This window comes from Candidatus Enterococcus murrayae (assembly GCF_017315985.1).
GTDB classification, from domain to species: domain Bacteria; phylum Bacillota; class Bacilli; order Lactobacillales; family Enterococcaceae; genus Enterococcus_A; species Enterococcus_A murrayae.
Genome location: NZ_JAFLVR010000012.1, coordinates 11,732 through 25,133, shown reverse-complemented (window position 1 = coordinate 25,133; position 13,402 = coordinate 11,732). Strand labels below are relative to the sequence as shown.

Annotated in this window: 9 protein-coding genes; 1 reads left to right on the top strand and 8 read right to left on the bottom strand. The window is 40.4% G+C overall.

Translation table 11 applies throughout. The features are described from left to right. Positions 1–127 precede the first annotated feature (127 nt). The 6 genes from JZO85_RS05870 to melB all read right to left on the bottom strand — a co-directional run bounded on the left by JZO85_RS05870 (position 128) and on the right by melB (position 8,440). Positions 128–1,165 (bottom strand): hypothetical protein, encoded by a 1,038-nt coding sequence (locus JZO85_RS05870; protein ID WP_207107570.1) that lies wholly within the window; start codon positions 1,163–1,165, stop codon positions 128–130. Positions 1,166–1,444: 279 nt separating this feature from the next. Then, on the bottom strand, positions 1,445–2,827 hold the full coding sequence (locus tag JZO85_RS05865) for a glycoside-pentoside-hexuronide (GPH):cation symporter (protein WP_207107569.1): 1,383 nt from the start codon (positions 2,825–2,827) through the stop codon (positions 1,445–1,447). Between the two features lie 23 nt (positions 2,828–2,850). Beyond that, positions 2,851–3,723 carry a helix-turn-helix transcriptional regulator gene (locus JZO85_RS05860; protein WP_207107568.1) on the bottom strand — a complete coding sequence of 291 codons (873 nt, stop codon included), beginning with the start codon at positions 3,721–3,723 and terminating at the stop codon, positions 2,851–2,853. 32 nt (positions 3,724–3,755) lie between these two features. Continuing rightward, entirely contained in the window at positions 3,756–6,122 is a 2,367-nt protein-coding gene (locus JZO85_RS05855; protein WP_207107567.1) for a hypothetical protein, read from the bottom strand. A 286-nt stretch (positions 6,123–6,408) separates the two neighbouring features. Then, positions 6,409–7,050 (bottom strand): YczE/YyaS/YitT family protein, encoded by a 642-nt coding sequence (locus tag JZO85_RS05850; RefSeq protein ID WP_207107566.1) that lies wholly within the window; start codon positions 7,048–7,050, stop codon positions 6,409–6,411. After that, the gene (gene melB / locus JZO85_RS05845) at positions 7,031–8,440 is read right to left on the bottom strand and encodes a melibiose:sodium transporter MelB (RefSeq protein WP_207107565.1); all 1,410 of its coding nucleotides are present in this window, start codon (positions 8,438–8,440) and stop codon (positions 7,031–7,033) included. Before melB ends, JZO85_RS05850 begins: the two co-directional genes overlap by 20 nt. A 118-nt stretch (positions 8,441–8,558) precedes the next feature. Here melB and JZO85_RS05840 point away from each other — a divergent pair, with 118 nt between their 5' ends. Further along, entirely contained in the window at positions 8,559–9,428 is an 870-nt protein-coding gene (locus JZO85_RS05840; RefSeq protein WP_207107564.1) for an AraC family transcriptional regulator, read from the top strand. A 44-nt stretch (positions 9,429–9,472) separates the two neighbouring features. Here JZO85_RS05840 and JZO85_RS05835 read toward each other — a convergent pair whose 3' ends face one another. After that, positions 9,473–11,695, bottom strand: a complete 2,223-nt coding sequence (locus JZO85_RS05835) for an alpha-galactosidase (RefSeq protein WP_207107563.1) — start codon at positions 11,693–11,695, stop codon at positions 9,473–9,475. 352 nt (positions 11,696–12,047) lie between these two features. Continuing rightward, the gene (locus JZO85_RS05830; protein ID WP_207107562.1) at positions 12,048–13,265 is read right to left on the bottom strand and encodes an MFS transporter; all 1,218 of its coding nucleotides are present in this window, start codon (positions 13,263–13,265) and stop codon (positions 12,048–12,050) included. Positions 13,266–13,402: the final 137 nt, after the last annotated feature.

Genomic DNA, 13,402 nt, shown 5'->3' with positions numbered 1-13,402 from the left:
CCATTTTAACGAATGAAACTTTATTCAAAGAAACTTTTGGACTATTTTTGCCCATACTAAAGAAGCTTGATTGACTCACCTTTTTTCAATCATGCCATTGCTTGAATTAAACGGAGTCATTACTCAATTACTTCCGCTTTTTCCTTTTCTTCTTTTTACCGTTCTTCCTGTCGGCTTCTCGTTGCAAGCGTTTGTTTTCCCGTTCCTCTTCTATCTGGGCCTCGCTTTTACCATAGCGCATGTAGGAGGTGTCTGGCCTTTTCGGCAATTCCGCCGGTTTATTCGGCTTTTTCTTTGTGGCGGGCTGGAGATTTTCTCGCCCTTTCTCTCCATCTGAGGTCGGGGAATTCATTGGTGAAGCCGAGTCATTTCCGTTTGTTTCTGGTAATGAATCGCGAGTATCGTCTTGCGCTTCTGAGCGCAATTCTTCCCTCGGGGCTTGGGTATGACGGGTTTCACGGTCAGCCGGTAATAGTTGACCTGTTTCTTTTTTGTTTGCGATGCTTTGAACGAACTGCTTTTGCTCCTTTTCCTGCTGTGGTGCTTGGGTGGCAGCTTCCGGCACGTTCTTCGTCTGTGACGCTTGAGCCGCTTTCTTCTCCTTGCGACTATTGTGGGCAGACGCGATAGTCAGCCCCGGTGTCTTGTAGCTGACATATTCAACGAATTTTCTTACGCCGGCATTTTCAAAAACCGTCAAGAGAGACAAGGTCCGTAAAATATTCACGGTCTGCTCTTCACTTTTGGTGGGATCTGTGTCAGGAATCGTTAGTTTGTGCTTTTTCCCTTCGGCGTCTTCAAACACCGATTCCACATGATAAATAAGGTCCTCTCTGTGATTTTTAAGAGTCCCTTCACTTCCTAAATAGTTATTATAAAAGCGTGCTTCTTCGGTATTGGCGAAATAATTCGACTCATTCTTGAAGAGTTTCTTTATGAGTCCCTTCCATTCGCTTCCGCTAAAGCAACGCTTGAAAAACGGACTACAGCGACGCATTGTGTCATTCGGCTCGGCGGTCAGATAAACCTCTCGAATCAACTCCTTCAGCTGCTCCGTAAAGATTCCCTGACTAAGAGAATTTCGTACAAGAATAGCCACCATAAACTGAATCAAACGCTCATTATTATTAGTACTGGCGTAAAAATCCTGCACCCTTTTCGTCAAGCTCTCCTTTTTCATCAAAAATATTTGTCTCGAACCTAATTTCACCGCATCCATATTTCCAATCCCCCATCCCCGAAAAAACGTTTTCATTTTTTTATAATTTAATAATAACCATTAACTAAAAAAATTGTAAATAGAAAATACGAACAATTATTTTAATAAAAAATAAACTATTTGAATGGAGTTATTTAATTAAAATGTAGAAGCAAAAAAAAGCGTCATCACATGTTCATGATGACACTCTGATTCTAAAGAAAATAACTGGGATATCCTTCGTTATTATGCACTCTCTGTTTGACGTTTTCGCTCCAGCTCTTGGATAATCGCGGCTTCATTTTTTTCAAATTTGAAATAGCTTATCATGATTATCGCACCAGCCACAAAGAAAATCGCTGGTAAATAGGAAAAGCCAAATTTAATCGCTCCTAAAGCTGCTTCTGTCTGTGTCTGATTTGCTACATAGCCGAAATGCTGCATCAGCTTCAACGGAATGAAATCGCCAAACCCTGTTCCAACCTGTAAACCAACTGCACTTCCGACTGCGGTCAAAAATCCGCTGGCTCGAATTCCAGTTTTGTACTCTCCATAATCAACCGTGTCTGACAGCATGGCAAATGGCATAGAGACAGCCATTCCTGTACCAATACTCGTCACTACCCACATAGAGGCCACCAATGGGAAATTGTTCCCCGCCAGCCCTAACATCACTTGGCCAACTGCTGCTGTACACAATCCGATCATCATCGTTTGTGTTTTCGAAAATCGTTTCACTAGGAATGGGATAAAGATTACTCCAATCATTTGAGTTAAAACTAAGCCATTCAATACTGAAACATAATTTTCATTTCCTAAGTTATAACGAGCATAATAAATCAGAGATGAGGTTCTAGTCGAATTTCCCAGCCAATAGCACATACTGCCTAAAACGATGATCACCCACGGCCAGTTTCCTTTAAGCGCTTTGAAGCTTTCACGTACAGGCAGACTTTTACCGGCTGCCTCAGAGTTGATTTCCTTCGTGTTTTTAAAGGCATAGAAAAACATCGCAATTGAAACGATCGCATAGATAGCAACTGTCAAAAAGAAGCCTCTCTGGCGATTCGCTCCGCCTAAGACAGAAACTAGGGTTAATGTAAATGTTGCCGTCATAAAATACCCGACATTCCCGCCAATCATCCGAAAGGAATTAAGCTTGGTTCTTTCCAGCGAATCATTACTCAAATTGGGAAGAATTGCCGTGATTGGTGTCGATATCCCGGTGTATAAAATACTAGTAGTCAAATAAGTGAAAACAGCGTATGCTACTTTTGCTGTTCCAGTTAAGCTAGGTGTTAAGAAAGTCAATGCCATAAAAACACCAAACGGAATGGCCAAACGAGCAAACCAAGGACGTGCTTTGCCATACTTTGATTTTGTTTTATCTATCGCTAAGCCCCATAATGGTACGGTTGCCGTATTAATAATCCGAACCAGCAAAGCGATCGTCGCCGCAGTGCCGATTGAAAGACCAAAAACATCTGTATGGAAGAAATTGATAAAACTGGTCAAGGTACAATACAGTAAATTCCCAGCAGCATCTGTACCTGCATAGGCTAAACGATTGTTTAAAGTTAAGCCCTTCTTTTCAGTTGTTGCTGCATCGTTCGCATTTGTATGCTCCATAAAATTCTCTCCTTAATTAAATATCAGTGCTCCTTATATTTATTACGAAAATGTTGAGGAGAAAGTCCTTCTAGTTTTTTAAATCGATTCGAAAAATAGATTTCTGAATTGAAGCCCACCATCGTTGAAATTTGTTGAATATCCAAATCTGAACGAAGTAAGTATTGTTTGGCGCGTTCCAAACGGATTTCAGCTAAAACCTCTAACGGGGTCTTTCCAAAGGTCTTTTTCATCGCTGTGGAAATGTAATTGCTGTGCAAGTGAAAATGATCTTCCAGCAATTGATTCGTGACCGGCTTCTCATAATTATTTTCTAGAAACAGCTGCACTTGTTCAGCAAGCACAGTCAAACGGTCACGATGGATCCCCTGATTTTCGATAAACTTTAAAAAACGTAAAAACAGCTCTTCTGTCTGCCAAATATCATGTTGCTCTCCAGATTCTGCTACTGTGCTATCAAGGATCGTCTGGATCAGCTCAAACAGAATCTCCGGTTCTTTAATCGTTGCCTGTTTTTGTAGGTGCAACGTATATGAACGCTGGTGATAGTGAAGCTCAGGGATAGGCAGATCAGAGATAAACCGGCTTGGGCGAAAATCTTGTTTCCATTGAGCCGTCGTATAGAAATGCAGCCAATAAAAACCGGTCTCTTCCTCAACGGGTTGCCAAGAGTAGTGGTGTTTGTCAGGAAGCAGGATCAACATCTCGTTTTCCTTCACTTCGAAGCGCTGATCATCTTCAACTAAAAAGAGACGGCCTTTTTTCACTATAATCAAATCAAAGTAACCTAGAGCCTTACGATTTGGATGGTTTTGACCCTTTTGAAACACTCGATAGTTGCCCTCGATAAAATCTGGAAATGGCGGGATCGAGATTGAAATGATTGCTCCTGACATAACACGCGCTCCTCTCTTAACGTTTTACTTCATCATCTGATGGACTCCAATTGCCATAAATCTTTCTTTTTCAAAATCAGCTCTTGGCTCGTTTCCTTCAGTTCTCGAATACTGTCATTATCTATCAAATAATACGATTGAATGAATGGCGCAAAGCTAACCACTCGATAGTTATCATCAAATTCTTCAAAGCTGCCATTGATTACTTGTATACCGTCCGACTGCTTAAGAATAAATGTTTTTTGCCCAAAGCTTTCCATGTAAGCTACCAGCTCTTCACCCATATCCCAGTCTGGCGTTTGACTATCGTTTTCGAACAAACGACTGAAAATTCCGCCATCGCGCCAGAATGTTGCTTGACCAAATCGTTCTCTGGATAAATCTGGTCGATTCAGATGCGGTCCGGCAACGGCATACGTTGATGCCGCCATTCCCTTTTCCAACGGCAGAGTCGTAGATGAATGCGTGTCGTAGCAATACAATATGCCGGCAGTTGCTCGATAACTCGCCTCTAAATAGGCTGGGTTCTTCAGCTTTTCAAACACCTTGAAAGCAGCCGAAGCAGTGACTCCACCCCATAGAGAGTGAATCATATAGGTCAATGCTTCCCACCAGCGATCGGCATTTTGTGCTCGAAAATCATTCGAATAGCCGATATTCGCCAGCAGCAGCTCCCCATATTTTTCTGCACTTTCCTTTAACCCGACTTCACTCAGTGCACCAGCAGTTGGTCCAAATCCCGCGTTGTCGTAGAAATGTTCGGTGATAGCGGCTTTATATGTTAATGTTTCACTGTCGACTCGATGAGTGACCTTCTCCCAAAGTCTGTTGATGGTTTCATATTTTTCCGTGAGGCCATATCTCTTCAATTTTTTTAATAGGTCTTGAATATACAGGAAATAAACACCCAACATTTGTGCTTCTTCTTTGCCTCGAGAATCCTGATGAAGCTCGGGATTCACTCGCAGATCGAATACATCCGCGGCCCAACTCAAGTAGACCTCACTCGTATGCAATTGAAGAATATCATCCTCAAACTCTGAAAGCAGGTAAAAAAGATGCCCAATGTATTCAAAATCCATACAGCGATAAAAGTCTCCATATAGTTTTTGCGGCTGAGTGAAATCCCCGTCAACAAACCATTTAGGTCTCACGTACCGAACAGCGCTTTCTTCAACCTTTCGAACCTGCTCAATATCAAGCTTTCCTAATAAGTTCTTCTTAAGTACTAAATTCAGCTTCCCTAACGACTCGCCTTGATTTGATACGGGTTCGAATGAATAGGGGACAGCTCCAGACTGCCCGCTGTATAGCGCATCACAGATATATGCTGCGCGCTCCTCAATCACTGTTGCTAACTCGTTCATGACATTTAGAACCACAAAATCTTCGCTCCCATCAGTAAAGCTAAAAACGATTTTGTGTTCACCTAAGCATTCTGGTCTGAAGGTAATTACCTGTTTTCCATTACTTTCTTTTTTGGAATTCAGTACGTCTTTGTGTAATTCATTCTCTTCACAATAATGAACGTGTATTTGTTCAATTTGCAAATTACTCGGTAGTTCCACGGTGATTCGTACAGGTTTTCCTAGAACATTTAACGGTGTATAAGTGATTTTAGGATGTGCCAGCGCCAAACCTATTTGATAAAATTCTTCCTGATCCTTATTCCTTGCCAACGCATAGCACCATTTTTTTGTTTCTCCTCCGTTGAGGGTCAGCCCCTCTTTGGAATATATCCAGTCTCGATTTTCAAAATTCTCTGGGTACCCGCCGGCTAAAATCAACTTGTGAAATAATAACCCGTCTAATGAGGGAGAAACATTTTCAAAAAAGAGATTTTCGTATACACAATAGGTTCCGATCGAGCGAGTCTCTCCCTTTGTTTGGTAGATTCCTAAATTACCGCCCTGGTTATCGCGACGAACAGCATTGATTTTCGTGTAATTCGTTGAGATTGATGGAAAAACGGCAGCAGAATCATGAATGTTTCGCAGGACATTTTTATCGCGAAACATCACATAGCTTAACGCTGCCCAAATACCAAACTCATCAATTTTTAGAGCTTGCTGCGTTTCGTTCATCAGTTCAATTTCCCAATTTAACTGTTTTTCCAGCTCATACTTCATGTTCACGCTTACATTATTGAACCGATAGTTCACGCTGATCGCCTTTGTGGTTTTAGTAATTTCAGGCAGCGTTCGCGTGCTCTGCAGCTTTTCTCCATTCACAGTTAGATCGAAATGTCCAAATAGCTTTTCACTATCATTATAGCCTACTTCATTCAGATAATTTTCCTCGATCACCCAGTTCATATGATACGGGTCATTTTTAAAATACAGCTGTGATAAGTGACCATCCTCTGCGACAGCCAATTGAAATTGTTCATTTTCCAGCATGTCTTTCCCCCTCTTTTCTTCTATGCCTTAAAGATAGCACCTCATGAAAGCGATAACTATTTATGATTTCAACCTAAAGTTAAACTATTTCACACAAATACTTAGATGAGGTTCATTGGAAAAACATGTTCTGGGCAGTAACATTTTCCCTCTATATGATGATGGTTGAAAAAAAATCCATTTTCATCACAAACTAAAATAGACAGCTTTTTCTGCTTAATCTTGCAATGGTAAAACAAAAACAGAGTATCATCATTTGTATTTGATGACACTCTGTTGATTTTTTTTAAGATATCCTTTGCTTTTGCAGCACCCCCTCATTCAAGTAACTATCTACTGTCTTCTTAAAGTAATTGATTAGTGGTCCTGTAAAAAAAGCGGTCAAAACCGTTCCCATACCGACTGGTGCGCCTAAAGAAAAGCCTGCTATGACGCAACAAACATCGGTAAAAATTCGAATTTCTCTGTATTTAAATCTTCTTTTTATTTTTTTCTCAAGAACCATTCCTAGCGCATCGTAAGGAGCGATTCCCAGATCAGCCGACATATATACTGCGACTCCAAAACAGCAAAGAACCAGTCCAAGGAACATAGCGATGATCCTCATCCCATAGTTTTCTGGAAGAAGCGAGACAACTTTTAAAAGAAAATCAGATAGATATCCCACAAGGAATATTCCTAAAACAGTTCCCAAGTGAATCAGCTTGGGACTAAACCTTAGCATAACAGCTAATAAAGCAATGTTTGCGATCATCTGAATGAAGCCAAACTCAAGGGATAGAAAATGGCTGATTCCGATATTCATTGTAACGAAAGGATCGGTTCCAAACTGGCTAAATCTCATCCAAGCAATACCAAAACTGATTAGACAGACGCCTAGGACAGTGATGGCTGGCCGAACAAGCACATCATACTTCGAAATTGACATCTTCTTCTAATACACCTTCATTTGTCTTTTGAGTTTTATTTGCTTCACTATGAAATTTGGTGATCCTTTTTGAAAGATCGAGCAATCTTTGTCCCTTTAGTTTGTACCAATTTTTATAGATCAAATAGCTGAAAATCACACAGAAAATCGGAACGATACAAGTCAACAATCTTATTCCTAGAATTGCTGTTGCAGACTGAGCTGCATTAGGCACATACCCTACAATAGATAACCCGACACCAGTCAATAAGCCTGCAACCGCTTGAGAGGATTTCATTAAAAAGGTTTGGGCTGAACAAATAATACTCTCATTTCTGGTACCAAACTTAATTTCACCATAATCGATACAATCAGCAATCGAAACAGTGGTTACACCCAGAGAAAGTCCGGAACCAAATTTTAGGACCAAACCAGCAGCCATGGCAAAAATGGCATTTGTTGGTGCGATAAATCCAGCGACAAATAGAATCAGCAACCCGATTACTGGAAGCAAACATGCTAAGATATAGGTTTTTTCGCGACTGATTTTCCTGCTGATTTTTGGAAACAGCATCAGGCCCAGCATTTCAGCAAAAATAGTGAAAAAGAACAACGAGAACAAGGCCTCATTCCCAGTCACATATTTGAAATAGTAGATCATAAAACCATTCATGATTTGCATGGACAGATTGAAGGTTAAAAGCAGCCCAATAAAAGCTAACAGCTGATCATTACTTTTAATAACCTGTACCGCTTTCTTCATAGTCAGTTTTGGTGCATTTTGCTGATCAAGTGTCGATGCTTCTGGTACATTTGTCACTGTGATTCCAATAAAAATGATAAACGCAATTGCAATAAGGACAGCAATTAGCTGGAAGCCTTTCATTTGATCGCCGCTGCCTAAAAGATTGACTGCCTGAAGTCCGAAAGTTCCCGTCAACAGACCCGCTAAACTAGCGAATATTCTTGGTAAGACAGAGACTCGTTCTCTTTCTTCTGGATCACTGGTTAGATTTGGCAGCCAAGACCAGTAAGGTACATCCATTACTGTGTAGGTCATACCAAAAATTACATACATAATCGTACAATAAAGATAAAGGCTGCCGCCTGTTAAATTAAATGTGGTAAAAAGTAAGACAAAAACAATAGCATTCAATACGGTTCCTATTACTAACCAAATACGAAATTTTCCGAATCTAGTTCGAGTATTATCAATGATCATTCCCATAACAGGATCATTGATCGCATCCCAGACTCTTGCGCCAAAAAATAGTGTTCCAACAAATGCCGGAGATAGATACAGCACATCTGTATAATAAAAAAGCAGAAAAGTATTCACAAAACAAATCACAGCATCTTTACCTAATGCACCCACACCGAATGCATATTTTTCTCTAAACGGAACTTTCATTTTCCTAACTCCCTTCAAATTCGGTATGCGCTTACCTTTGAACTCATTATACGTTTGTGTAAGCGTATTCTATATAGTATAATGTAATCAAAATCAGTGAAAATGTTAGGTGAATATCTTGGAGAAATCTTTTGTTAAGACCTATGCTTTTGATACACAAAAGGACCTGAAGTTGTTGTTTACTGGAAAAGCTGCTTGTGGTGCACTTCATAGCTTTGGTCCGGCAGTTCGTCCCAATTATATTATTCATATTGTCACATCCGGTAAAGGAAGTTATCAGATAGATAATCGGAGATATCAAGTTACTGCAGGACAAGGATTCATTATTCCACCTGATAAGCTAACCTTTTATCAAGCTGATCGAGAGGAGCCATGGAATTACTATTGGGCGGCTTTTACTGGTGAGCTAGCATCACCTTATCTGGAAGGTCTGGGATTTGATAAGAATCATCCAATTTTTTTCGTTGAACACTTAGAAAAAGCTGTTGAGCTCCTCGAAAAAACATTTCTCTTAGATCAAACTTCTGTCTACTCAGAACTGATGCTATCCGCCTTGCTATATGAATTTTTAGCGCTCCTACAGCAATCAAAAGAGCAGATAGCAACGACAAATCAGGTAACCAACCCCCATGTACAAAATGCGATTGACTACATCAAAGCAAATTACGCCGCTGATATCTCTGTGCAAAGTCTCGCTCATACGCTTTCTCTGAATCGAAGCTATTTGTCCGCTATCTTTAAAAAGGAAATGGACCTGACCTTGCAGCAATACATCACAGAGTACCGTTTGACACGAGCTGCTGAACTCTTGGGAATCAGTGATTTCTCAATTGAAATTGTCGCCGAATACAGCGGTTATCGAGATCCGTTAGTTTTTTCAAAAGCGTTCAAACGAAAATTCAACCTCACTCCCTCGCAATACCGTAAAAAGATGCAAGAAAGACAGCAGCGTTATGATGAAACTGGCCAATCCATTACTTTGACATAACTAAAAAAGGAGTTAAACCAATTTATTTGGTTTAACTCCTTCTTCTATTTTGCTTTAAAAACGATTAACTGAGAGTCAAAGTCATGTGAAGGAACACGTCCATCAATAATCTGACCACAGGATGTATCGCTGGTTATCAATCCTATATTCATTAGTTCATCCCCATAATAAAGATGCGCGTTATCGATTCGCTGGTATTGCTGTTCAGGCTCCAGTCCTTTTAAATACAGTCGTTTAAAAGGAGCATTTACCTCATTTAGTATTTTGTAATAACCGACAATGACTGTATTTTTATCTTTAGAAACAACCATCCATGCACAATAATTGGTTTCAAAAGGATTCAACAAACGATAAAACGTTCCTTCTTGAATTACCTTTCGCTGATCCTTTACAAACTCTACCTGCCGACGAATAACTATTCGTTCTTCCTCAGAAAGTGTATTTAAATCTAATTCATACCCAAAGGAACCAAATAGAGCGACATTCCCACGAGTCTTGAGACACACATTTCGGTAGGATTGTTCATTGGGAACAGCGGAAACGTGTGCTCCCATCATGCTTAACGGATAAACCATCGATGTACCATACTGAATCTTCATTCGTTCAACCGCATCTGTATCATCGCTCGTCCAGCCTTGAGGCGAGTAGTAGAGCATTCCAGGGTCAAATCTGCCGCCGCCTGATGCACAAAATTCAAATAGAATATCAGGAAATTCTGTCGTTAATCGCTCATAAATATCATACACACCTAACATGTAACGGTGAAAAACCTCTCCTTGCCTTTCTGGTGGCAGCGCAATGGAATAAGGTTCAGTAATACAACGATTCATATCCCATTTAACATAACTTATGTCCGCTTCCCTCAAAATTTTGGCTACCATCTGATAAATGTGGTCTACAACTTCCGCTCTGCTAAAGTCCAACACATATTGGTGACGACCATGTGATGCCTGTCGGTCTGGTACTTTGATGATCCAATCAGGATGACTGCGAAATAGCTCACTATCCTCATTAACCATTTCTGGTTCAAACCATAAACCAAATAACAAACCCAGTTCATTAATTTTTTGCGCCAACCCTGTAATTCCGTTCGGTAATAGCTCCTTATTGGCTACCCAATCACCTAATCCTGCTCGTTCATGTCTGCGGCCACCAAACCAGCCATCATCTAAGACAAACAGTTCAACACCATCATTTGCAGCAGTCTCGGCAAACTCAAGTAGTTTCTCCTCAGTAAAATCCATGCCGGTCGCTTCCCAATTATTGATTAAGACTGGACGTTCCTTATCACGCCATGCTCCTCGTGCAAGTCGTTCACGATAGAGCTTGTGATACGTTTGGCTCATACCGTTTAAGCCTTCATCACTATAGACCATGACGACTTCTGGTGATTGGAAGGTCTCCCCAGACTTGAGCAGCCAATCAAACTGAAAAGGATTGATTCCCATAGTGACACGAGATACATCATATGTATCTACCTCCACCTGTGCTAAAAAATTACCTGAATAGACAAAACTGAAGCCAAGTACTTCCCCTGTATGTTCTGTACAATCAAGGCGCTTCAATGCGAGAAACGGATTTTGATAATGACTAGAGGAACCCCTTGTACTCTCAATGCTTTGAACACCGGAAACCAGTTTTCTAAACTCAGGAAATCGTTCTCTTCCCCATGAACCTGAAAGCTGTAGCATCTCATACTCGCAATCTGGCAAATCTAAGCTTAAGCTCATCACTTTTTCAAGGTGAAGCTTTTCGACGCCTTTATTGAGTATTTGAACAGACCGGCTAATAGCTGAATGCTCTTCAAAAACAGTATAGCTCAGTACTAGTTCTAAATTTATCAGCTCGTCAAACAGAATAAAATCTATAGTGGTCGCTTCTTCCTCTGATTCCGTATATGTCGCCGGTAAGCCTTCGAGCTTTTTCTTTCCCTGATAAATATGATATTCAACAAATTTCAAGGAAACTATGCGACTCCCATTTTCTTGCAAAACAGATACAGCAGGATGACGATAATCCGTTGTTCCATATACCGGATATTCCTGGCGAAGATGCTCCCGAGAGAAATCTACCTCTCCTTTATTGACATATGCCGTGTTAGGTCGATATTCATTTTCAATAAGGTGGTAAAAATCTTCTCGATCAGATACTTTCTTCCCAAAATATAAATTTCCGAGTGTACCATCTTCGAGTATCTGGATCAAATAGCTGAGTTTTTGATTGGTCAAATGGAAGAGCTTTCCATTTTGATGAACATTAATTGGCATAAATGATGCCTCCTTTTCAGTTTCTACCAGAATTGTAACCCCTTTCCAAAATGATTTAGAGTACGATTAGTCGGAAAAAACAGTCAATATGTTAGTTGATATATGTTTTTAGAAAAATCTACTATTCCTATAAAATCTCACTTATTTTAGTAAGTCAGAACAACTTAAGCATCTTTTTCACAGAGGCTCCTTCCGATAAATGTGCAACGCTCTTTTATCCATTGTTTATTTGCATCTCTCATACAGCAGCCTTTTAGAGTTTTTCCAAATTTTAATATCCGCAGAAAATAAAAAAAGGACCGGACAATCATCCGATCCTTTTCCATGTTTCATAGCATTGAATTAAACACCCTTAAGCCTCTTGCACTCCTTCACTCTGACTGAGAGCTGCTTGATCAGACTTTTTTTCGATGCGTGTTCCTAACCGAGTAATCAATAGCACAACTGCCATCAGACCGCTGATCACGATACCTGCAAGGTAGGAATTTGCTCCAGCTGAGATTTTCGTTGCCGCAAGTAAAATCGGTGCAGCAAATCCGGCTAAGGACGAAATCAATGTGTTCATCGCGATAGCAACTGGAAACTGTTGATGGTTCGCTAAAATTGACAGCTCAAATGGAATCGTCGCATTTACCATTACGATCCCCATCCCTGAAAACATATTTCCAGCGATATGCAGGAATGGATTGTTGAAGAAGACGATGCAGATATAAGACAATGCAAAGGCAACAAATCCCCAAGCCATGGTATCTGTCTTAGTAAGTCGACGAATGTATTTTAGACCAAATGCCGTACAGATTCCGCCGACATTTCCTAAAGCTGTAACCATAGCCGTATAGGCCGTTCCGTTTCCTTTTGAAGCCAACAGAAGTGATTGATTTGCCATGAAGATCATCAGACATAAAGAAGTAACAAAGGTGACAATCAGCATTACATAAACATAGCCGTTCAAGCTTCTTACTGTTTTCCCAAAGCTAACAGCTTGTCGATTTGAGAGCTCTTCTTCTGATAATTTTCGATCCTTCGGTACTAGTACTAATACGACTAGAAGAATAATAATAGCTGCCCCATACACCCAGAATAAGTTCTGCCAATTTGTACTTCCTAATACTCCGCCAATTGCCGTAAAACCCATCATTCCTAAGTTATTAAATCCAACTGCCCAACCCATAACGGATGCGCGTTCTTCCCCTTCAAAATGCTCCTGCAGCAATACTGGTCCGACATTGCTGATCAAGCCCAGTCCAAATCCTAGTGCGATCATGCAGGCTAAGATAATATTAAGACTGCTGTTGTAAAAGACCGGCAGCAAACCACTGATTGCTACGATCGCCACCGAAATGACACCAATATTCTTTCTAGTCATTTTATACGTCAACCAAGTGAAAAGTAACGTTGCTGCCAGCTGTCCTAACTGCGGGATCGAGCTGAGCATTTGTACTTTTGAAATCGGTTCTTGTGGAAAGGATTTAGAGATAGCCGCGATAGCCGCTCCAACGACCGAGCCTGACATTAGTAAAAGGTTCATGCTTAAAATACCTAAAGCAAGAGATAATTTTTTCTTATTCATAATAATTGCACTCCTTCATATTTTTGTTTCCGCTTTCAACCAATGAATAAAGTATAGGCTAGAAAAAGCCGCCTCACCATATGCAAAATTCATGCGCTTTGTGGTCTTTTCATAGATGGCTTTTTCCGCTGCCTACT